The 20,860-nt window shown below is 63.4% G+C and carries 17 protein-coding genes; 8 read left to right on the plus strand and 9 right to left on the minus strand.

The window, feature by feature from the left end; translation table 11 throughout:
- Positions 1 to 29 precede the first annotated feature (29 nt).
- From LB532_RS09125 to LB532_RS09140, 4 genes are all read left to right on the plus strand, one after another.
- The gene (locus LB532_RS09125) at positions 30 to 1,307 is read left to right on the plus strand and encodes an ABC transporter substrate-binding protein (protein ID WP_140638872.1); all 1,278 of its coding nucleotides are present in this window, start codon (positions 30 to 32) and stop codon (positions 1,305 to 1,307) included.
- A gap of 178 nt (positions 1,308 to 1,485) precedes the next feature.
- Positions 1,486 to 2,409: a carbohydrate ABC transporter permease gene (locus LB532_RS09130; protein WP_140548113.1), complete on the plus strand. Its 924-nt coding sequence runs from the start codon at positions 1,486 to 1,488 to the stop codon at positions 2,407 to 2,409.
- Positions 2,409 to 3,257 (plus strand): carbohydrate ABC transporter permease, encoded by an 849-nt coding sequence (locus tag LB532_RS09135; protein WP_140638870.1) that lies wholly within the window; start codon positions 2,409 to 2,411, stop codon positions 3,255 to 3,257. The genes LB532_RS09130 and LB532_RS09135 overlap by 1 nt, the downstream gene beginning before the upstream one ends.
- A gap of 3 nt (positions 3,258 to 3,260) precedes the next feature.
- Entirely contained in the window at positions 3,261 to 4,328 is a 1,068-nt protein-coding gene (locus LB532_RS09140; protein ID WP_140638869.1) for an ABC transporter ATP-binding protein, read from the plus strand.
- An 87-nt stretch (positions 4,329 to 4,415) separates the two neighbouring features.
- On the opposite strand, the gene rpmG is transcribed toward LB532_RS09140, so the two are convergent.
- The 8 genes from rpmG to LB532_RS09180 all read right to left on the minus strand — a co-directional run bounded on the left by rpmG (position 4,416) and on the right by LB532_RS09180 (position 13,472).
- Positions 4,416 to 4,583, minus strand: a complete 168-nt coding sequence (gene rpmG, locus LB532_RS09145; RefSeq protein ID WP_006201775.1) for a 50S ribosomal protein L33 — start codon at positions 4,581 to 4,583, stop codon at positions 4,416 to 4,418.
- Positions 4,584 to 4,735: 152 nt separating this feature from the next.
- Complete coding sequence (locus LB532_RS09150; protein ID WP_140638868.1) at positions 4,736 to 5,194, minus strand: hypothetical protein; 459 nt, start codon at positions 5,192 to 5,194, stop codon at positions 4,736 to 4,738.
- Between the two features lie 149 nt (positions 5,195 to 5,343).
- Positions 5,344 to 6,519: an MFS transporter gene (locus LB532_RS09155; protein ID WP_140638867.1), complete on the minus strand. Its 1,176-nt coding sequence runs from the start codon at positions 6,517 to 6,519 to the stop codon at positions 5,344 to 5,346.
- Positions 6,520 to 6,542: 23 nt separating this feature from the next.
- A complete protein-coding gene (locus LB532_RS09160; RefSeq protein WP_140638866.1) occupies positions 6,543 to 7,283 on the minus strand; it encodes an NUDIX hydrolase in 741 nt (246 codons plus the stop codon).
- Positions 7,284 to 7,356: 73 nt separating this feature from the next.
- Positions 7,357 to 7,803 (minus strand): DUF983 domain-containing protein, encoded by a 447-nt coding sequence (locus LB532_RS09165; RefSeq protein WP_140638865.1) that lies wholly within the window; start codon positions 7,801 to 7,803, stop codon positions 7,357 to 7,359.
- Positions 7,803 to 10,121 carry a ribonuclease R gene (gene rnr, locus LB532_RS09170; protein ID WP_140638864.1) on the minus strand — a complete coding sequence of 773 codons (2,319 nt, stop codon included), beginning with the start codon at positions 10,119 to 10,121 and terminating at the stop codon, positions 7,803 to 7,805. The genes LB532_RS09165 and rnr overlap by 1 nt, the downstream gene beginning before the upstream one ends.
- 6 nt (positions 10,122 to 10,127) lie before the next feature.
- Positions 10,128 to 12,749 carry a type I DNA topoisomerase gene (gene topA / locus LB532_RS09175; protein WP_140638863.1) on the minus strand — a complete coding sequence of 874 codons (2,622 nt, stop codon included), beginning with the start codon at positions 12,747 to 12,749 and terminating at the stop codon, positions 10,128 to 10,130.
- A gap of 345 nt (positions 12,750 to 13,094) precedes the next feature.
- Entirely contained in the window at positions 13,095 to 13,472 is a 378-nt protein-coding gene (locus LB532_RS09180; RefSeq protein WP_140525400.1) for a hypothetical protein, read from the minus strand.
- Positions 13,473 to 13,629: 157 nt separating this feature from the next.
- On the opposite strand from LB532_RS09180, the gene LB532_RS09185 reads away from it, so the two are divergent.
- From LB532_RS09185 to LB532_RS09200, 4 genes are all read left to right on the plus strand, one after another.
- A complete protein-coding gene (locus tag LB532_RS09185; RefSeq protein WP_140638862.1) occupies positions 13,630 to 14,376 on the plus strand; it encodes a cytochrome c biogenesis CcdA family protein in 747 nt (248 codons plus the stop codon).
- 138 nt (positions 14,377 to 14,514) lie between these two features.
- A complete protein-coding gene (gene glmU / locus LB532_RS09190) occupies positions 14,515 to 15,873 on the plus strand; it encodes a bifunctional UDP-N-acetylglucosamine diphosphorylase/glucosamine-1-phosphate N-acetyltransferase GlmU (RefSeq protein WP_140638861.1) in 1,359 nt (452 codons plus the stop codon).
- A 172-nt stretch (positions 15,874 to 16,045) separates the two neighbouring features.
- Positions 16,046 to 17,869, plus strand: a complete 1,824-nt coding sequence (glmS, locus tag LB532_RS09195) for a glutamine--fructose-6-phosphate transaminase (isomerizing) (protein WP_140638860.1) — start codon at positions 16,046 to 16,048, stop codon at positions 17,867 to 17,869.
- Positions 17,870 to 17,962: 93 nt separating this feature from the next.
- Positions 17,963 to 18,715: a DUF502 domain-containing protein gene (locus LB532_RS09200; RefSeq protein WP_140638859.1), complete on the plus strand. Its 753-nt coding sequence runs from the start codon at positions 17,963 to 17,965 to the stop codon at positions 18,713 to 18,715.
- Here LB532_RS09200 and recG read toward each other — a convergent pair.
- On the minus strand, positions 18,667 to 20,775 hold the full coding sequence (recG, locus tag LB532_RS09205) for an ATP-dependent DNA helicase RecG (RefSeq protein WP_140638858.1): 2,109 nt from the start codon (positions 20,773 to 20,775) through the stop codon (positions 18,667 to 18,669). The two genes, LB532_RS09200 and recG, sit on opposite strands and share 49 nt — an antisense overlap.
- Positions 20,776 to 20,860: the final 85 nt, after the last annotated feature.

Genomic DNA, 20,860 nt, shown 5'->3' on the forward strand with positions numbered 1-20,860 from the left:
CAAGCCGCTTCAAAATGGGAGTCTTGAAGATGAAAAAACTGACCGTCATGCTTGCCACAGCCGCGGGATTGGCGATTTCCGCCGGAAGCGCGCTGGCCGATTCGACCCTGAAAATGGTCGAAGTCATCACCAGCCCGCCGCGCACGGAGTTCCTGAAGAAGCAGATCGCCGAATTCGAAAAGGCCAATCCCGGCATCAAGGTCGAGCTGATCTCGCTGCCCTGGGGGCAGGCTTTCGAAAAGTTCCTGACCATGGTGCAGGCGGGCGATACGCCCGACGTGGTCGAGATGCCGGAACGCTGGATGGGCCTCTACGCCAACAATGCCCAGCTGGAGGATCTCGGTCCGTACATGGCCAAGTGGGATGATGCCAAGACGCTCGGGGACCGAGCCAAGCAGTTCGGCTCGACCGTCAACAACACCCAGTTCATGATCCCCTACGGCTACTATGTGAACGCGCTGTTCTGGAACAAGAAGCTGTTCAAGGAAGCCGGCCTCGACGGCCCGCCGGCAACGCTCGACGAATTCGTCGCCGATTCCAAGAAGATCTCCGCCATTCCGGGCAAATACGGCTACTGCCTGCGCGGCGGCCCCGGCGCCTTCAACGGCATGCACATGTTCATGAACATCGCTCAGGGCAAGGGCGGCTACTTCAACGAGGACGGCACCTCGACCATCAACGAGGAGGGCTCGGTCAAGGGCCTGCAGATGCTGGCCGACATGTACAAGCAGGGCCTGGCGCCCAAGGACGCGGTGAGCTGGGGGTTCAACGAAACCGTCACCGGCTTCTATTCCGGAACCTGCGCCATGCTGAACCAGGATCCCGACGCGCTTCTCGGCATCGCCGACAAGATGAGCGCAGACGACTTCGCCGTGGCGCCGCTGCCGGTCGGGCCGAGCGGCAAATCCTATCCGACGCTCGGCTATGCCGGCTGGGCGATGTTCGCCAATTCGCAGCACAAGGACGACGCCTGGAAGCTGATGGCGACGCTTTTGTCGCCCAAGGACAATCTGGAATGGGCAAAGGAAGTCGGCGTCGTCCCCATCCACAACGGCGCCGACCAGGATCCGCATTTCAAGACCGAGCAGTTCAAGGGCTGGTTCACCGAGCTCAGCGACAGCGCCAAATATGAAATGGTGACGCCGCCGACGCATCTGGAGAACCTCGGCAATTTCGTCGACCAGGTGGCGATCAAGAATTTCCAGGAAGTGCTGCTTGGCCAAAAGACGGCCAAGGAAGTTGCCGATCAATGGGCCGCTTTCCTGACCAAGGAACAGCAGGACTGGATGGCGAAGAACAAGAAGTAGCTTTTCTTCCCTTCTCCCCGTTTACGGGGAGAAGGTGGCCCGATCGGGCCGGATGAGGGGCGGCGCCAGGTTCTGTCAACTCAGTGCTCCCCTCATCTGCCTGCCGGCATCTTCTCCCCGTAAACGGGGAGAAGGGTGCTGTTGCCACGCCGGCATCCACCCTTCACCGCGAGCGCCAATGACCTATGCCGTTTCCGAAATACGACCCGCCGGCAAGCCTCGAAAGAAGCGGCTGACGCACGCTGCCACCGAACCCTGGCTATATCTCAGCCCGGCGATCATCCTGCTGGTCGTGGTACTTCTGGTGCCGCTGGTCATCGGCATCAGCTATTCCTTCCGTAAGTTTTCGGCTTTCAAGTCGGAATATGTCGGGCTCGGGCAGTATCAGGCTATGCTGTCGGATGCCGTGCTCGGCCAGGCGCTGGTCAATACGCTGTGGTGGACGGTCTCCAGCCTGTTCTTCCAGTTCTTCCTCGGCCTTGGCCTGGCGCTGCTGCTCGACAAGCCGTTTCACGGCCGTAAACTCGTGCAAGCGCTGGTGTTCCTGCCCTGGGCGGTGCCGTCCTTCCTGTCGGGCCTGACCTGGGCCTGGCTGTTCAATCCGATCATCGGGCCGCTGCCGCACTGGCTGTTCGCGTTAGGGCTGAAGGCCGAGCCGACCAACATTCTCTCCGATCCCGCGACGGCCATGTGGGGGCCGATCGTCGCCAATGTCTGGTTCGGTATTCCGTTCTTTGCCATCACGCTTTTGGCAGCACTGAAATCCATTCCCGCGGAACTGCATGAGGCGGCGGCGATCGACGGCGCCTCGCCCTGGCAACGTTTCACCAAGGTGACACTGCCGTTCCTGGCGCCGACCATCGCCATCACGGTGATGCTGCGCACCATCTGGATCGCCACTTTCGCCGACCTGATCTTCGTCATGACCGAGGGCGGGCCGGCCGGGTCGACCAATACGGTGCCGGTCTACATCTATGTCAGCGCCTTCAAGTCGCTGGACAAGGGCTACGCATCGGCGGTTGCCGTGCTGCTGCTCGTCCTGCTCATAGCCTATGCGATTGCGCTGATCGCCATCCGTCGCTCTCTGGTGAGGCACGTCTGATGATCGCGGGACGCTCATCTTCGCAACGCTTCTTCGGCGGCGTCGGGCTTTATGCGGCCATCGCGGCCTATGTGATCTTCGCCCTGTTCCCGATCTTCTGGACCCTGAAGATATCGGTTACACCGGAACGGCTTCTCTATTCCGAAGGCATCACCTTCTGGCCGTCGAAGATGACGTTGCAGAACTTTGTCACCGTGCTCGAGGCCACCGACTTTCCGCGCTATTTCCTCAACAGCGTCATCGTCTCGGTTTCGACGGCGGCACTGGTGACTGTCGTCGCGACGCTCGCCGGCTACGCCATGTCGCGCTTCACCTTTCGCGGCAAGGCGGCACTGGCGCTGATGCTGCTTTTGACCCAGACTTTCCCGCTAGTCATGGTCATTCCACCGATCTATCGCGTGATGGGCCAGATCGGCCTGATCAACAGCCTGACCGGACTGATCATCATCTACACCGCCTTCAACACCGCGTTTGCAACCTTCCTGATGCAGTCCTTCTTCGACGGCATACCGAAGGACCTGGAGGAGGCGGCGATGATCGACGGCTGCACACGCGCGCAGGCGATGCGCCGGGTGATCGTGCCGCTGACGCTGCCCGGCATGGGCGCCACGCTCGGCTTTGTCTTCACCGCTGCCTGGAGTGAACTCCTGTTCGCGCTGATGCTGATCTCCAGCGATGATAAGAAGACCTTCGCCGTCGGCCTGCTCACCTTCATCGGCAAGTTCGCCGTCGACTGGGGGCAGATGATGGCGGCGTCGATCCTGGCGCTGATCCCGGTCTGCATCTTCTTCGGCTTCCTGCAACGCTATCTCGTCACCGGCCTCACCGCCGGCGCCGTGAAGGGATAATCGATGGCTTCCGTTACGCTGGAAAAGGTCCGCAAAGATTATGGCGCCGTGCGTGTGCTGCACGCGGTCGACCTCGACATCGCCGACGGCGAGTTCGTCGTCCTCGTCGGTCCGTCCGGCTGCGGGAAATCGACGCTTCTGCGCATGATCGCCGGCCTGGAGGAGGTTTCCGATGGCGAGATTCGTATCGGCGAGCGGCTGGTCAACGACGTCGCGCCGAAAGACCGCGACATCGCCATGGTGTTCCAGTCCTACGCGCTCTATCCGCATATGGACGTGTCGAAGAACATGGGCTTCAGCCTGATGCTGAGGAAGGCAGAGAAGCAGGCGATCGACGCGCGTGTCGACGGCGCCGCCAGACGGCTTGGGCTGAACAATTTCCTGCAACGCCTGCCGCGCCAGCTTTCCGGCGGCCAGCGCCAGCGCGTCGCCATGGGTCGGGCCATCGTGCGCGATCCCAAGGTCTTTCTTTTCGACGAGCCGCTTTCGAACCTCGACGCCAAGCTGCGCGTGCACATGCGCGCCGAGATCAAGGCCCTTCACCAGCAACTGAAGACCACATCGGTCTATGTCACGCATGACCAGATCGAAGCCATGACCATGGCCGATCGCATCGTCGTCATGCATGACGGCGTCGTCCAGCAGGTCGGTGCGCCGCTCGACCTCTACGACCGGCCGGCCAACATGTTCGTCGCCGGATTCATCGGCTCGCCCGGCATGAATTTCCTGCCGGCAAGGGTCGAAAAGGGCGGCAAGGCGGATGCAGTGCTGTCCGATGGCCAGAAACTGCGATTGCAGGATGGCCTGCCGCTCAGGGAGGGCGATGCGGTTACCGTCGGCTTGCGGCCGGAGCATATGAGGCTGGCGGATGACGGTCCGCTGCAAGGCGAAGTGGTGGTGGTCGAGCCGCTCGGGCTCTCGACGCAATTCTACGTCAAGCTGGCCGGCCAGCAGCTTTGCGTGTTCGCCATGGGCCGCGCCGGCGTGAAGCCTGGCGAGACAGTGCGGCTATCGGCCGATCCCGCGGCGCTGCATGTTTTCGAACCGAAAAGCGGCGGCCGGGTAGGATAGGGGCGCGGCCGCCGAGCGGCCAAGACATATTGCATGCAAAAACGCCGCCCGATGGGCGGCGTTTCGGCATTCTCTCGGAAAAACAGATTACTTGATCTTGGTTTCCTTGAACTCGACGTGCTTCTTGGCGACCGGGTCGTATTTGCGGAACGACAGCTTGTCCGTCTTGGTGCGGCTGTTCTTGCTGGTCACGTAGAAGAAACCGGTGTCGGCGGTCGACAGAAGCTTGATCTTGATGTTTGCGGCTTTGGCCATGGTATCAGTCCGTTTGTTCGTGGGGTTTTGGCCGCTGGAGCACGGGAAAACACCCGGACGCGGGAAACTTGCCGCGACACATAAAGAACGCGCCCGGAAAGTCAAGCCCGACGCGCCTTGCGGCCGTCACGGAAGCCAATGCCTGTCGGCATTCACACGTGTTCCGCCTCCAGAACGATGGTTTTCTTCCAATCTCCCGTGGTGTTCCACCAGCGATTCGGATTGGCGCGATCGTCCAGCCCCTTGGAACGGCTGGCAAGGACCGGCTGAATGCGGATCACCGGCTCCTGGTAGCTGTGCGCCTGAAAGATCGCTTCGACGACCCGCGCCGCCAATTCCTGGTCATCGGGCAGTTCGAATGAAACCTCGACCGTGCCGGGGCGCCGCCGCAATTCGGTCTCGGCGCCGGCGGCTGCGCCGTCAAGTGGCCGGTAGCGCTCGATGCCGTGCGCCGACTGGTAGGCGTTGCGGTCATATGTACCCATGGCCAGCGGCGCCAGCGCGACCACTGCGTCCATGATGCGGTCGACATCCGCAGCCGGCGCCTGGAAAGTGACAAGCAGGAGCAGCGTCATCCGCAATGATGTGGTTTCAAAGCCGCTGTCGATCATCGGAGTCTCCTCAACTTCAAGTGTTTTGAGGTCTCCGTATAAACCTTGGCTGCTGACACGGTTCTGTCAGCAGCCAGTCATCTGGGGTAGCCAGTTATGGGGCCAGCCGGTAGTGGGCGATCGCGAATCCGGTTTGCGCCGATGGCGGCTTACAAGATCTTGCGGACCAGCCTGACGCTGGCAAGGGCCATGTAGGCGGCGAAGAACAGCCCGAGCGACCAGCCGAAGCCAGAAGGGCCGAACGCATCCATGCCGATGCCTATCGCCTGCGGGCCGAGCACCATGCCGACACCGTAGCACAGCACGAAGGCGGCATTGGCCGAAGCCAGCTCATGGCCCGAAAGCTGCGAGCCGAGATGGGCGAGCCCGATCGTGTACATGGCCGCGACCACGCCGCCCCAGACGAACAGGAGGCCCGCCATCAGGTGCCAGTTGCCGGCCAGATGCGGCATGAAGATCGTGCCGGCAAGGCCGACAGTGGCGCAGGCCAGAAGCAGGTAGCGGCGGTCCGAGACGCGATCGCTGATCATGCCGATCGGGATCTGCAAGAGGACGTTGCCAAGGCCGATCATGGTGAGCAGCAAGGCTGCGTCGGCTTCGGAATAGCCGATGCGGCTGCCATAGACAGGGAACAGGGCGAAACCGCCGGTTTCGACGGCGCCAAACACCAGAACGGCGGCGGTGGCGGTCGGCACCAGCCAGATATAGCGCAGGAAATTGCTGGTTTCACCGTCGGATACAATCGTCGGGCTCTCGTTGCGCGCCGCCAGCACCGGGATCGCGGCCAGTGCCACCAGCGCTATGATGACGCCGAAGGGCCGGAAGCCACTGCTGCCGAGATGGGCGAACAGCCACGGCCCCGCGGCAAAGCCGAGCGACAGCACGGTGGCGTAGATGCCGAGCACAAGGCCTCGCCGATGCGGCGGCGCCGAGGTGCTGATCCAGAATTCCGACAGGATGAACAGCACCGTCAGCGCGATGTGCAGCACGACACGCAGCGGAAACCACATCCAGAAATCGGGCGCGAAATGGAAGCCGACGAAGGCGAGTGCGCCGGCGGCAATCATGGCGATCATCGTCCAGGCAACGCCGAAGCGCATGGCGAGCGGCGTAGCGAGCGGGGCACCGGCGATCGAGGCCAGGCCGGCGACCGCGGTGTTGAGGCCGATCATCGAGGCCGAATGGCCGCGCGTCTCCAGGATGACGCTGAGCAGCGGCATGCCGAGGCCGATGGCAATGCCGACGACGCTGATCGACGAGATCGCCGCCACCATCGGCAGCCAGTGTACGCGCTCGTCGCCCTTTGGTTGGGTATCGACCGTCATGTTATGTCTGAATACTCGATGTTCTACAGAATTTCGCGGGTGAAGTGGTTGCGGACAAGCCGGTAGAAGGGCACGGGACCGCCCGGACGCAACAGCGGATCGTGGGCGAGGCGGCTTTCCAGCTCGTCCAGGATCATCCGGGTGATGTCGGGAATGTCGGCTTCCCTGGCCTTGGCAAGCGGCAGCCAGACCAGTTCCTCGAGTTCGTTGGTCGGACCGCCGCCTGGCAGTTCGACGGCGACGTCGCCGCGCCAGGCGCAGAAGAAGCGAGTGTCGAAGCGGCGCACCCGGTTGGGCGGCGTGATGGCGCGCGCAATGAAGCGCAGCATGTCCAGGGCAGGTTGCACTCCATGTTCGGCAAAGCCTTGCCAATCAGACCTTGTCGTGGCGAAGGCGCCTTTGCGACCGATCAGCAGCCCGGCTTCCTCATAGGTCTCGCGGATGGCCGACAAGGCGATGGCGCGGGCACGCGCCTCGCTCGTGCGGCCGGGGCCGGCGATGAGCTTTGCTTCCTGCTCGGGATGCAGCGCGGTGGCGGTGGGGATGCGGCTGTCCGCCGGGTCGGTACGGCCGCCGGGAAAAACGAACTTGCCTGGCATGAAGGCGTGACCGGCATGACGGCGACCCATCAAGACCCGCAAGTCGTTGGCCTTGCCGTCGAGCAGGATCAGAGTCGCGGCATCACGTGGACGAATCGCCCTGCCGCGATGCGTGGCCAGACCCGTGTCGAGCCTGTCGACGTCCGCCTTGGTCATTCCTTCCATGCACAGGACCTAGCGGAAACGTCTTGCATGCGAAAGTAGCCTTGACGGTTGGCATGTTGCGCCAGCCAGCACCTCAGGCACCGGGATGGGATTCAGCCACGTCGTGTTCGCCAGCAAAACCGTGCATATAGAATGCCCATTGCAATCCGATGACGGCACCTTTCACCGGCTGCAGCAGTGCAACCGACAGCAGGATCGTCAAGGGTACCCAGATGGCGATGTGCTGCCAGGTGGAAAGGGTCGACGTCGCCTCGACGCCCATGAAGGCGCCGAGCACGATGTGGCCGACGATGACGATGACCAGATAGGCAGGCAGATCGTCGGCGCGGTGATGGTGTATCTCCTCGCCGCAGACGCTGCATGTCTCGACGGTCTTGGTGAAGCCGCGAAACAGCTTGCCTTCGCCGCAATGCGGGCAGCGGCCGAGCATGCCGCGCTTCATCGCCGTCCATAGCGGACGCGCGACCCGGCCCGAATGAAGTTCGCCGCCGAAAACCTGTTCTTCCATGCCCTTTGCCATCATCGTCTCCTGCCGCGCGAGCCAGGGCGCGATTGTGACGCACGGGCGCGGCCTTTTGCCTTGTGAAACGACCTGACGGAGCCAGGCAGGGGCTTCGGGTCGGTCAACATCTCAAAGCGCATCGCGCCGGCCATCGGCGCCACCTCGACGAGACGGACCTCGACACGGTCCGCCAGCTGATAACCCTTGCCCGAGCGGTCTCCGTAGAGCGAGCGGGCCGTTTCGTCGTATATATAGTAATCGCCGCCCAGAGTTGACACGGGGATGAAACCATCCGCGCCATACTGCGGCAATTGGACAAATAGTCCCGATTTGGTGACGCCGGAAATGCGGGCGTCGAAACGGTCGTCGATGCGCTCGGCGAGATAAGCGGCGATCAGCCGGTCGACCGTGTCGCGTTCGGCCGCCATCGCACGGCGTTCTGTGCCGGAAATCAGCACCGAAACATCCTCGAGCCGCGCTTCCTCCTCCTGCGTCAGGCCCCCTGGGCCCAGGCCGAGTGCGGCGATAAGCCCGCGGTGCACGATGAGGTCGGCGTAACGGCGGATCGGTGAGGTGAAATGCGCATAACGGTTCAGGTTGAGGCCGAAATGGCCGATGTTCTTGGGCGAATATTCGGCCTGGCTCTGCGAGCGCAGCACCACCTCGTTGACCAGGCCTTCGTTGTCGGCGCCGCGCACGCGCTCGAGAATGCCGTTGAACTGGGCGGGCCGCATCTGCGCACCGCGCGCCAGCGACAGGCCCAGGGTCTGCAGAAATTCGCGCAGCGATTCCTGCTTGGCCAGCGAGGGCGCGTCGTGGGTGCGGTACACCAGCGCCTGCTTCTTCGCCTCGAGTGTCTCGGCGGCGGCGACATTGGCCTGGATCATGAATTCTTCGATGAGCTTATGGGCATCGAGCCGTTCCGGCACGACGACGCGATCGACCGTGCCGTCGGGCTTCAGCAGGATCTTGCGCTCGGGCAGGTCGAGTTCGAGCGGCTGGCGGCCATCGCGTCCGCGCTTGAGGATCGCATAGGCGTCCCATAGCGGCTTCAGCACCGTGTCGAGGATCGGGCCGGTCTTGTCGTCAGGCGCGCCGTCGATTGCGGCTTGCGCCTGTGGATAGGCGAGCTTGGCCGCCGATTTCATCATCACGCGATGGAAGGAATGCCTGATCTTGCGCCCGTCCGCCGAGAAGGTCATGCGCACGGCGAGAGCCGGGCGATCCTGGCCTTCGCGCAGTGAGCAGAGATCGTTGGAGATGCGCTCGGGCAGCATCGGCACGACGCGATCGGGGAAATAGACCGAGTTGCCGCGCTTCAGCGCTTCGCGGTCGAGTGCCGTGCCGTAGCGGACGTAAGCAGCCACGTCGGCGATGGCGACCGTGATGACCACGCCGCCGGGGTTCTTCTCGTCGAGATCGGGCGTAGCGAACACCGCGTCGTCGTGGTCCTTGGCATCGGCCGGGTCGATGGTGACCAGCGGCAGTTCGCGCCAGTCCTCCCGGTTCGCCATCGTCGCAGGCTTGACGGCTTCGGCTTCGGCGATGACGTCGGCCGGGAAGACATGCGGAATGTCATGCGCGTGGATGGCGATCATCGAGACCGCCTTTTCGCTGGTCAGCGAGCCCAGCACGTTGAGTACTTTCGCCCTCGGCAAGCCATAGCGCGAGGCCCGGGCGGGCTCGACCTCGACGAGATCGCCGTTCCTGGCTCCGTTCTGGAATTCCTTGTCGACGATCAGTTCGGGTTGCCGGCGCTCCACCGGCTCGATGCGGAAACTGCCGTCCTGAAGCACCCGAAAGACGCCGAGAACGGCATCCGTGCGCTTCTCGAATATCTTCATCACCCGCCCTGTGTAGGCCGGGCCGCCCAAGGCGACGTTCGTGTCGTCGGCGGGAAAGGTCTTGGCCAGCACGCGATCGCCAATGCCAGGCGCCGGTCCGCCGCCACTGCGCGACAGGCGGATGGAAACGATGGGGGGCGGTCCATTGGCAGTGTGTTCGGTGGGACGCGCCAGCAGCACGCCGTCGGCGTCGCGGTCGAAAATGTCGAGCACCGTGACATGGGGCAGGGCGCCAACGCGGGCCAGCCGCTTACGCTCCTTGGTCAGGACGCCTTCGTCCTGCAGGTCGCGCAGGAGATCCTTCAGCCAGATGCGGTCCGGGCCGCGCAGCGCGAATGCCTTCGCGATGTCGCGTTTTCCAGCGCGATCCGGATTTTCGGCGATGTAGCGCAGGATTTCGTCACGCGAGGGCCTGTAGTCGCCCTTGACCTTGGCCGTTGTGCCGGCGGTGCGCGGGTCGCCGTGGGTTCTTGCGGAGATCCTGCGCGCCACGCCGTTCTATCCCTTTTTGTTGGCGGCAGGCTTCTTGGCCGCCGTCTTCTTGGTAGCGGGGGCCTTGGCCGCCGCCGCCTTGCGGAAAGGCTTCTTGCCGCCGCCGCCCTTGGCTTCCTTCTCGGCGATCAGCGCCAGCGCATCCTCCATCGTCACCGATTGCGGATCCTTGCCCTTGGGCAGCGTGGCATTGACCTTGCCGAAATTGACGTAAGGCCCGTACTTGCCGTCGCGCACGACGATCTTGCCGCCGCCGTCGGGATGATCGCCAAGCTCCTTGAGGGCTGCCGCAGTGCCGCCATTACGGCCGCCCTTGCCCTTCAACTGCTTCTCGGCGATCACCGAAACGGCGCGGTTGAGCCCGATCGAGAACACATCCTCGATGCTGTCGAGATTGGCGTAGGTACCGTCATGCAGCACGAAAGGCCCGTAGCGGCCAAGCCCGGCCGAGATCATCTTGCCGGTTTCCGGATGCTTGCCGACATCGCGCGGCAGGGAAAGCAGGGCAAGCGCCTTCTCATGGTCGATCGAATCAGGCGTCCAGCCCTTGGGCAAGCTGGAACGCTTGGCTTCCTTGCCGTCGCCGCGCTGGATGTAGGGACCGAAGCGGCCGCTGCGCAGCGTGATCTCCTCAGCCGTGTAGGGATCCTTGCCGAGCACTTTGGTGCCGTCTTCGCCGCCGCCATTCTCGCCATTGGGGTTGGCGGCGTCGCCAAGCTGGCGGGTGAAGGAGCATTCGGGATAGTTCGAACAGCCGACGAAGGCGCCGAACTTGCCGAGCTTGAGCGACAAATTGCCGGTGCCGCATTTGGGGCAGATGCGCGGATTGGAGCCGTCCTCCCGGGCAGGGAAGACCAGCGGCGCCAGTTCCTCGTTCAGCGCATCGAGCACGTCGGTGACGCGCAGTTCCTTGATGTCGGCGACGGCGCCGGAAAAATCATTCCAGAAATCGCGCAGGACGTCCTTCCAGGCGAGCTTGCCGTCGGAGATCTCGTCGAGCTTTTCCTCGAGCGATGCGGTGAAATCGTATTCGACATAACGCTCGAAGAAGCTTTCCAGGAAGGCGGACAGCAGCCGGCCCTTTGCCTGCGGCACAAGCCGGCGCTTGTCGATGGTGACATAATCGCGGTCCTCGAGCGTCTTCAGGATCGCCGTGTAGGTCGACGGCCGGCCGATGCCGAGCTCCTCCAGCTTCTTGATCAGCGAAGCTTCGGAATAGCGCGGCGGCGGTTCGGTCGTGTGCTGGGTGGCGTTGATCGCCTGGCGGGCAAGCTGCTCGCCGGCGCGGATTTCGGGCAGGCGGCGGTTTTCCTCGTCCTCGGAATCATCGTCCTTCTGGTCGGTATAGGCGGCGATGAAACCATCGAAGCGCACGACTGAACCGACGGCGCGCAACTCGGCTGTGCGCGTGCCGTTGACCGCCTCGATCTCGACCGTGGTGCGCTCGATCTCGGCCGGCTGCATCTGGCTGGCGATGGCGCGCTTCCAGATCAATTCGTAGAGCCGCATCTGGTCGGCATCGAGATATTGCCTGACCGATGCCGGCGTGCGCATGAAGTCGGTCGGGCGGATCGCTTCGTGCGCTTCCTGGGCATTCTTGGCCTTGGTCGTGTAAAAACGCGGCTTCTCCGGCAGGTATTTCGGGCCGAATTCCTTGGCGATGGCATCGCGTGCGGCGTCGATCGCCTCGGGCGCCATCTGCACGCCGTCGGTTCGCATATAGGTGATCAGGCCGGTGGTCTCGCCGCCGATCTCCATTCCCTCATAGAGGCGCTGCGCCACCTGCATCGTGCGGTTGGCCGAAAAGCCGAGGCCCGAGGAGGCGGCCTGCTGCAATGTCGAGGTGGTGAAGGGCGGGCCTGGATTGCGCTTGGTGGGTTTTGCCTCGACGGACAGCGCCTTGAAGGCCGCGCCCTCGAGCATGGCCTTGATGTCGTCGGCCTGCGCCTTGTTGGCGATGTCGAGCTTTTGCAATTTCTTGCGCTCGAAAGCGGTCAGGCGCGCCTCGAAATTTTCGTTGCGCGGCGTGCCGAGGATGGCAGCGATCTGCCAGTATTCCTCGCGGATGAAGCGTTCGATCTCGGATTCGCGGTCGCAGACCAGCCGCAAGGCGACCGACTGGACGCGGCCGGCGGAACGGGCTCCGGGGAGCTTGCGCCACAGTACCGGCGAGAGCGTGAAGCCGACGAGATAGTCCAGTGCCCGGCGGGCGAGATAGGCGTCGACCAGCGGTGCATCGATCTGGCGTGGATTGGCCATCGCCTCGAGCACCGAGCTCTTGGTGATGGCGTTGAAGACGACGCGGCTGACCGGCTTGTCCTTCAGCGCGCGCTTCTGCCGCAAGACTTCCAGCACGTGCCAGGAAATGGCTTCGCCCTCGCGGTCCGGGTCGGTGGCGAGGATCAGGCCGTCGGCGTCCTTGACCGCCTTGGCGATGTCGGCGAGGCGCTTGCCGGAGGCCGTGTCGACCGCCCAGGACATGGCGAAATCCTCGTCCGGTCGCACCGAGCCGTCCTTGGCCGGCAAATCACGGACATGGCCGAACGAGGCCAGAACCTTGTAGTTCCTGCCGAGGTATTTGTTGATTGTCTTCGCCTTGGCCGGCGATTCGACGACGACGACGTCCATGAGGGCTCATATCAGCTGTGATGCGGCAGAAGAATTCCGCTGCGCGCGACGAAATCTCGGTTCTGTTCGTCGCTCACATGGCCGCGCTTTTGCATCCGGTCAAGGGGAAGCGGCCAAATTGCAAGAGTGCCGACAGCGATACACTCTAAGAGTGTATGGAGAAGATCACATTGTTGAGGGGTAACTGAGACAAATGGCTGGAGCGGTGAGGAGCGGCTCAAATTGGCGCCGATGAGTCGCCGGCGCCCCTATGGATTGGGCCAAATGCCGCGCCAGCGTGTCTGATGCGGGCTGCCAGGCGTTGGAGGCCCGCCCGGCAGCAACGTCGAAGTTAAGGTGGCAGCCTTAGTCGGCCTTTACGATATGCCAGACGCCGCCGACGCCATCGCCCGACACATCGCCGGCCTTCTTGTCCTTGATGAATGTGTAGACGGGCTTGCCGTCATAGGCCCACATCTTGGTGCCGTCGGTGCGGTCGACGACGGTCCATTCATCGTCCGCCTTGGCGCCGGCCTCGGCCTTCAGCGGCGGCCAGTTTGTGGCGCATTTGTCATAGCAGTTGGTCTTGCCTTTCTCGTCCTTGTCATAGGTATAGAGCGTCATGCCGTTGGCATCGGTGTAGATCTTGGTGCCGCCGACCTCGGCCTCCTTCCAGGCCTCTGCTGCGAAAGACGCGGCGGTGCTGAGCAAAAGCGCGGCCAACCCTAGTGTCACGGTTTTCATCGAAATCTCCCTGCTGATCCGAGGATGCGCGGCAATCGCGGCCTCGCTCGATCAACGCGCGGGCACCGATGTTTATTCCCGGGCATGCCAACACAATGGTGATTGGCAGAGGGCCCGGGGCGTCGCTATATCGGCGCCGTAAAGTCGGAGTTCTGGAATGGCACTGGATATAGGCTATGTCAGCGCGGTCGGGGCAGGGGCGATCTCGTTCCTGTCGCCTTGCGTGCTGCCGCTGGTGCCGCCCTATCTCTGCTACATGGCTGGTGTGTCGGTCGACGATTTTCGCGGCAATGCCGGAGCGGCCGCCAAAGCCGGCGCCCGCACCGCGCTGCTTTATTCCTCGATTGCCTTCGTGCTCGGCTTCTCGACCGTGTTCGTCGCGCTGGGCGCCGGCGCCTCGACCATTGGCCGCCTCCTGCGCGTGTGGCAGGAGCCGCTGGCGATGGGCGCCGGCGTGCTGATCATCCTGATGGGCCTGAATTTCCTCGGCATCCTGCGCATTCCGCTTTTGTCGCGCGAGGCGCGTTTCCAGTCACAGGGCAAACCGGCAAGCGCGGTAGCGGCCTATGTCATGGGGCTGGCCTTCGCATTCGGCTGGACGCCGTGCATCGGCCCGGTGCTGGGGCCGATCCTGACGCTGGCCGGCGGCCGCGAGACGGTGGGCGAGGGCGCATTGCTGCTCGCCGCCTATTCGCTCGGGCTGGGCATTCCGTTCCTGATAGCGGCACTGTTTTCCGGCGCCTTCATGCGCTTTCTCGGCAAATTCCGCGTCCATCTCGGCCGCGTGGAGAAGGCGATCGGCGCGTTGCTGGTCGTCGCCGGCGTGTTTTTCCTCACCGGCGGCGTGCAGACCGTATCCTATTGGCTGCTGGAGAATTTTCCGGTGCTGGGTCGCCTGGGGTAAGTAACTCAACAGGCGGTGCGCTTACTGATTAAAAGTCAATTGCTCAGCCATCTCACCGGAATTTAACCGCATTGGTGCAGCATGGCGCCGCTGCTAGCATGATTTGAGTCCCAACGCTTTTCCTATGGTTGTCCTTCCATGAGCCAGAGAACATGCCTGTCCATCATCCTCGCCGCCGGCGAAGGCACGCGCATGAAGAGCGCGCTGCCCAAGGTGCTGCACCAGATCGCCGGGCTGCCGATGGTCGCGCATGTGGTCAAGGCGGCCGAGGCGGCGGGTGCTGGCGACCTAGCGCTGGTGATCGGCCACGGCGCCGAGGAGATGCGCAAGGCGGCGCAGAAATTCGCGCCGAAGGCAGAGGCTTTCGTTCAGGAAAAGCGCCTCGGCACCGCGCATGCTGTGCTTGCCGCGCGCGCCGCGATATCAAAGGGTTACGACGATATTCTCGTCATGTTCGGCGATACGCCGCTGATCGATCCGGGCGCGCTCACGGCGGCGCGCCTGAAGCTGGCGCAAGGTGCTGCCGTCGTCGTCATCGGCTTCCGCACGGCGAACCCCACCGGCTATGGCCGCCTGATCGAAAAAGGTGGCAAGCTCGTCGCCATCCGCGAGGAAAAGGACTGCTCCGACGAGGAGAAGAAGATCACCTTCTGCAATGGCGGGCTGATGGCGATTGCCGGCAGCCAGGCGCTGAAACTGCTCGACGCGGTCGGCAACAAGAACGCCAAGGGCGAGTATTACCTCACCGATATCGTCGAGTTTGCCAGCGAACAAGGCCTTGATGTCGTCGCGACGGAAGCCACGTTCGAGAACGCGCTCGGTATCAACAACCGCGCCGAACTGGCGCAAGCCGAAGGCATTTGGCAGCAGCGCCGTCGCCATGAGGCGATGCTTTCGGGCGTGACGCTGATCGCGCCGGAGACCGTTTTCTTCTCCCACGACACCGAGATCGGCGCCGATACCATTGTCGAGCCGAACGTCTGGTTCGGGCCGGGTGTGAAGATCGCCGGCGGCGCCAGGATTCACGCCTTCAGCCATATCGAGGGCGCCATCGTCGCCGCTCATTGCGATGTCGGCCCCTTCGCGCGGCTGCGACCGGGCGCCGATCTCGGACAAAAAGCCAAGGTCGGCAATTTCTGCGAGGTCAAGCAGGCTGTCATCGAGGAGGGCGCCAAGGTCAACCATCTGACCTATATCGGCGACGCACGAGTGGGCGCCGGGGCCAATATCGGCGCCGGCACGATCACCTGCAATTATGACGGGTATCTGAAGCACTTCACCGATATCGGCGAGGGTGCCTTTGTCGGCTCGAATACCTCGCTGGTGGCGCCGGTCACCATTGGCAAGGGCGGCTACATCGCCTCGGGCAGCGTCATCACCGAGAGCGTGCCCGATGATGCGCTGGCCTTCGGGCGTGCCCGCCAGAAGACGATCCCCGGCAAAGGGAAGGAATTGCGCGAGCGCTTCGCGTCGGCCGCGGTTGCCAAAAAGAGGTAAAACCGGTCTTCAAAAACTGAACGATTGCAGTAACTGGATTGCAAGTGCGCTGTGTCATGATGCATGCGTACGAGACTGTTCCCTACACGGAACGAAACGCAAAGTGACTTTCGCGGGAGCCCGGCAATCCGTAGATAGCGCCGGGTTCTGCAGGGGATTGGGGACTGTCTGCATGTGCGGTATCGTTGGAATTGTCGGCCATTCGCAGGTTGCGCCGCTCATCGTCGATGCGCTGAAGCGGCTTGAATATCGCGGCTACGATTCGGCCGGCGTTGCCACCATAGAGAAGGGGGCGCTTGGCCGCCGCCGCGCCGAAGGCAAGCTGGTCAATCTCGAACGCCGGCTGAAGGACGAGCCGCTCGACGGCACGATCGGCATCGGTCACACCCGCTGGGCCACGCATGGCGTGCCGAACGAGATCAACGCGCATCCGCATTTTTCCGATGGCGTCGCCATCGTCCACAACGGCATCATCGAGAATTTCGCCGAGCTGCGCGACGAACTGATCCGCGACGGCTATTCCTTCTCGTCGCAGACCGACACCGAGGTCGTCGCGCATCTGGTGGCGCGGGAAGTCGCCAAAGGCTTGAAGCCGGTCGATGCCGCGCACAAGGCGCTCAAGCGGCTGGAAGGCGCCTTTGCGCTGGCGATTATGTTCACGGGCGACGAGGACCTCATCGTCGGCGCCCGCAACGGCCCGCCACTGGCGGTCGGCCATGGCGACGGCGAGATGTTCCTGGGCTCCGACGCCATCGCGCTTGCCCCGTTCACCAATTCGATCACTTATCTGGAAGATGGCGACTGGGCGGTGGTGCGCCGCAGCGGCGTCGCCATCTTCGACATCGACGGCAAAAAGGTCGACCGCAAGCGCCAGCAGTCGCTCTCGACCAGCTTCATGGTCGACAAGGGCAATCGCCGCCACTTCATGGAGAAGGAAATCCATGAGCAGCCGGAGGTGATCTCGCACACGCTGGCGCATTATGTTGATTTTGTTTCCGGCGTCTCCAAGCCGCTCGACCTGCCATTCGACTTCGCCACCATCGACCGGCTGGCGATTTCGGCCTGCGGCACTGCTTATCTGGCCGGACTGATCAGCAAATACTGGTTCGAGCGCTACGCGCGGCTGCCGGTCGACATCGATGTCGCCTCCGAATTTCGCTACCGCGAAATGCCGCTGTCGAAGAACGACGCCGCCTTCTTCATCTCGCAGTCGGGCGAGACCGCCGACACGCTGGCCTCGCTGCGCTATTGCCGCAAGGCCGGCATGAAGATCGGCGCCGTCGTCAACGTGCGGGAATCGACCATGGCGCGTGAATCCGACGTGATCCTGCCGACGCTGGCCGGGCCGGAGATCGGCGTCGCCTCGACCAAGGCCTTCACCTGCCAGTTGTCGGTGCTGGCCTCGCTTGCCGTCCGGGCGGGCGTGGCGCGCGGCACGATCTCGCGGGACGAGGAAAAGTCGCTGGTCCGGGCGCTTTCCGAGGCGCCTCGCTATGCCAACCAGGTGCTCAAGCTCGAAGAGCAGATCGAACGGATCGCGCGGGAACTGTCGCGCTACAAGGACGTGCTCTATCTCGGACGCGACACCAATTTCCCGCTCGCCATGGAAGGCGCGCTGAAGCTCAAGGAGATCTCCTACATCCACGCCGAAGGCTATGCGGCGGGCGAGTTGAAGCACGGGCCGATCGCCCTCATCGACGAGAACATGCCGGTCATCGTCATCGCGCCGCATGACCGCATCTTCGAGAAGACCGTGTCCAACATGCAGGAAGTGGCGGCGCGCGGCGGCAAGATCATCCTGATCACCGACGCCAAGGGCGCCGCGCAGGCGAGCGTGAAGACGATGGAGACGATCATCCTTCCGGACGTGCCGGAAATCATCTCGCCGATCATCTACGCGCTGCCGATCCAGATGCTGGCCTATTTCGCCGCCGTGTTCATGGGCACCGATGTCGATCAGCCGCGCAATCTGGCGAAATCGGTGACGGTGGAGTAGGTGTTTTTTTAAACAGGTGCTTTAAAAACTTCGCAGTTCCAAAGCGCCTTCCGGTTCACTAATGTTTGCGCTGCAACTCGCGCCCGGTGAACCATGTCAGATGCTCTCAAGACCTCCGGCATGACCCGGCTGAGGAACTATTTCCTCACGGGCTTCGTCGTCTGCGCGCCGCTTGCGATCACCGCCTATATCGCGTGGTCCTTCATCGGCTGGGTGGATTCCTGGGTCAAACCCTATATTCCGGCACGCTATAGTCCCGATACCTACCTGCCATTCCCGGTTCCGGGGTTTGGACTGATCGTGGCGCTCGTCCTGATCACGCTGATCGGGTTCATGACTGCCAATATAGTGGGCCGCGCCATCGTCAATTTCGGCGAGCGCCTGCTTGGCCGCATGCCGCTGGTGCGGGGCATCTATCGCTCGCTGAAGCAGATTTTCGAGACCGTGCTGTCGAACAAAGGCGACGTGTTCCGTCAGGTCGGCTTGGTCGAATATCCGCGCAAGGGGGTCTGGTCGCTGGTGTTCGTGGCCAGCGAAAAGGAAACCGAGATCAACCAGAAGCTCGACCAGGAAGGCGACCCGCTGACTGCTGTCTTCATGCCCTGCACACCCAATCCAACGACGGGTTTCCTGATGTATGTGCCGAAGTCGGACATCGTGCTGCTCGACATGACGATCGAGGATGGCGCCAAGCTGATCGTCTCGGCCGGGCTGGTGGCGCCGGAGGTGAAAACGAAGCTTGTGACGCTGAATGGCGAGCCGATCACGGGCACCCTGGCCAATCCGCCGCTCGGGCCTTATCCCGCCCGCAGGAGCCGCACCGCCTCGTCGCGGCCGAACAAGTAGAGCAGCAGGCGCAGCGCTTCGCCGCGCTCGGTCTGCAGGTCCGGATCCTGTGACAGGATCAGCCTTGCGTCATCGCGCGCCGCCTCGAGCAGGTCCGCATGCGCCTCGATGCGCGCGACCTGGAAGCCCGGCGTACCGGACTGACGGGTGCCAAGCAATTCGCCTTCGCCGCGCAGCTTCAGGTCCTCCTCGGCGATTACGAAGCCATCCTCGGTCTCGCGCATCACCGACAGGCGCCGCTTGGCCGTTTCGCCGAGCGGATCCTTGTAGAGCAATACGCATGACGAAGGCTTGTCGCCGCGCCCGACGCGGCCGCGCAACTGGTGCAACTGGGCGAGGCCGAAACGTTCGGCGTGTTCGATGACCATGATGGTCGCGTCCGGCACGTCGACGCCGACCTCGATGACGGTCGTGGCAATCAGGATACGTGTCTCGCCCTGCTTGAAGGCGCGCATCGCTTCGTCCTTCTCGGCGCCCTTCATGCGGCCGTGGACAAGGCCGATCCGGTCGCCGAACAGCGGCTTCAATAAAGCAAAGCGGTCCTCGGCCGACATCAGCTTTATCTCTTCGGATTCTTCCACAAGCGGGCATATCCAGTAGATTTTCTGGCCGCCGGCCACGGCTTCCACCATGCGATCGACGAGTTCGTCCAGCCGCTCAAGCGGCAGCGTGACGGTGCGGATCGGCTGGCGGCCGACCGGCTTTTCCGTCAGCTTGGAGACGTCCATATCGCCGAAGGCGGTCAGCACCAGCGTGCGCGGAATGGGGGTTGCCGTCATCACCAGCATGTCTGGCGCGTCGCCCTTGGCGGTGATGGCAAGCCGCTGGTGAACGCCGAAGCGATGCTGCTCGTCCACGACGGCGAGGACGAGGTCGTGGAACGCCACCGCTTCCTGGAACAGCGCGTGGGTGCCGATGACGATGTCGATCTCGCCGCCTGCCAGTCCCGCCAGCGTTTCGGCGCGTTCGCGGCCCTTTTCGCGACCGGTGAGGATGGCCGTGCGCATGCCTGCCTGTTCCGCCAAAGGGGCGATCGTCGCCAGATGCTGGCGCGCCAGGATTTCGGTCGGCGCCATCAGGGCAGCCTGGCCGCCAGCCTCGACGGCCCGCGCCATGGCCAGCAGCGCGACGACCGTCTTGCCGGAGCCGACGTCGCCTTGCAGGAGGCGCAGCATGCGCTCGGGGTCGGCGAGGTCTGCATTGATTTCGGCGAGCGCGAATTCCTGGGACGCGGTCAACGAATAGGGCAGGGCCGCGCGCAGCTTCTCGACAACCTGGCCGTCGCCGGTGAGTGGCCGGCCGGACAGCCTGCGGACCTTCGACCGGACCAGGGCCAGCGAGACCTGGCCCGCCAGCAACTCGTCATAGGCGAGGCGCCGCCACGCGGCGCCTTCGATGGCGACATCGATCGGGTCCGTGGGATGATGGATGCGGGCCAGCGCGTCACCGAAAGACGGGAAGCTCTGGCGGCGCATGAAAGCTCCATCCTGCCACTCGGGCAGCTCCGGCAGACGGCCGAGCGCCTGGCCGATGGCGCGGCGCAGCACCTTGCCGGACAGTCCTGCCGTGAGGGGATAGACAGGCTCGACCAGCGGCAGGTTTTCGGCGTCGCTGGCCAAGGCAATATGATCCGGATGGACCATGGTCGGGCGCCCGTTGAACCATTCCATGCGGCCGGAAACCACGACATGCTCGCCCACCGGCATCGATTTTTCCAGATACGCAGCGTGGGCGTGGAAGAAGGTCAGCGCCACTTCGCCGGTATCGTCATGCGCGTAGACCCGGTAAGGCACCGACCTGTTGCCGCGCGGCGGCGGCTGGTGGCGGTCGATGCGCACGTCGAGCGTTACGATGGCGCCTTCGGCCGAGCCGGCAATGCCCGGCCGGTTGCGGCGGTCGATGACGGTATGCGGCAGCACGAACAGGAGATCGCCGGCGCGCGCCGCGCGGTCGCCGAGATCGGCCGCGACGACCTTTTCGATCAGCGCGCCGACCTTCGGCCCGACACCTGCAAGCGACGTGATCGGGACGAAAAGCGGGTCGAGGATGGAAGGACGCATGATGTCAGCTTATGTCGCGACGGCTGCAGCGCAAGGCTGACAGCCCCTTCTATCCACGCTATATGCGCCGCAGCAAGTGAGGATG

The organism is Mesorhizobium sp. ESP-6-2, assembly GCF_020164675.1.
In the GTDB taxonomy this organism is placed as follows: Bacteria; Pseudomonadota; Alphaproteobacteria; order Rhizobiales; family Rhizobiaceae; genus Mesorhizobium.

Excerpts from the sequence above, each read along its gene's own strand:
- LB532_RS09125 (WP_140638872.1), top strand. The coding sequence starts at position 30 with ATGAAAAAACTGACCGTCATGCTTGCCACAGCCGCGGGATTGGCGATT.
- LB532_RS09130 (WP_140548113.1), top strand. The coding sequence starts at position 1,486 with ATGACCTATGCCGTTTCCGAAATACGACCCGCCGGCAAGCCTCGAAAG.
- LB532_RS09135 (WP_140638870.1), top strand. The coding sequence starts at position 2,409 with ATGATCGCGGGACGCTCATCTTCGCAACGCTTCTTCGGCGGCGTCGGG.
- LB532_RS09140 (WP_140638869.1), top strand. The coding sequence starts at position 3,261 with ATGGCTTCCGTTACGCTGGAAAAGGTCCGCAAAGATTATGGCGCCGTG.
- rpmG (WP_006201775.1), bottom strand. The coding sequence starts at position 4,583 with ATGGCCAAAGCCGCAAACATCAAGATCAAGCTTCTGTCGACCGCCGAC.
- LB532_RS09150 (WP_140638868.1), bottom strand. The coding sequence starts at position 5,194 with ATGATCGACAGCGGCTTTGAAACCACATCATTGCGGATGACGCTGCTC.
- LB532_RS09155 (WP_140638867.1), bottom strand. The coding sequence starts at position 6,519 with ATGACGGTCGATACCCAACCAAAGGGCGACGAGCGCGTACACTGGCTG.
- LB532_RS09160 (WP_140638866.1), bottom strand. The coding sequence starts at position 7,283 with ATGGAAGGAATGACCAAGGCGGACGTCGACAGGCTCGACACGGGTCTG.
- LB532_RS09165 (WP_140638865.1), bottom strand. The coding sequence starts at position 7,803 with ATGGCAAAGGGCATGGAAGAACAGGTTTTCGGCGGCGAACTTCATTCG.
- topA (WP_140638863.1), bottom strand. The coding sequence starts at position 12,749 with ATGGACGTCGTCGTCGTCGAATCGCCGGCCAAGGCGAAGACAATCAAC.
- LB532_RS09180 (WP_140525400.1), bottom strand. The coding sequence starts at position 13,472 with ATGAAAACCGTGACACTAGGGTTGGCCGCGCTTTTGCTCAGCACCGCC.
- LB532_RS09185 (WP_140638862.1), top strand. The coding sequence starts at position 13,630 with ATGGCACTGGATATAGGCTATGTCAGCGCGGTCGGGGCAGGGGCGATC.
- glmU (WP_140638861.1), top strand. The coding sequence starts at position 14,515 with ATGAGCCAGAGAACATGCCTGTCCATCATCCTCGCCGCCGGCGAAGGC.
- glmS (WP_140638860.1), top strand. The coding sequence starts at position 16,046 with ATGTGCGGTATCGTTGGAATTGTCGGCCATTCGCAGGTTGCGCCGCTC.
- LB532_RS09200 (WP_140638859.1), top strand. The coding sequence starts at position 17,963 with ATGTCAGATGCTCTCAAGACCTCCGGCATGACCCGGCTGAGGAACTAT.
- recG (WP_140638858.1), bottom strand. The coding sequence starts at position 20,775 with ATGCGTCCTTCCATCCTCGACCCGCTTTTCGTCCCGATCACGTCGCTT.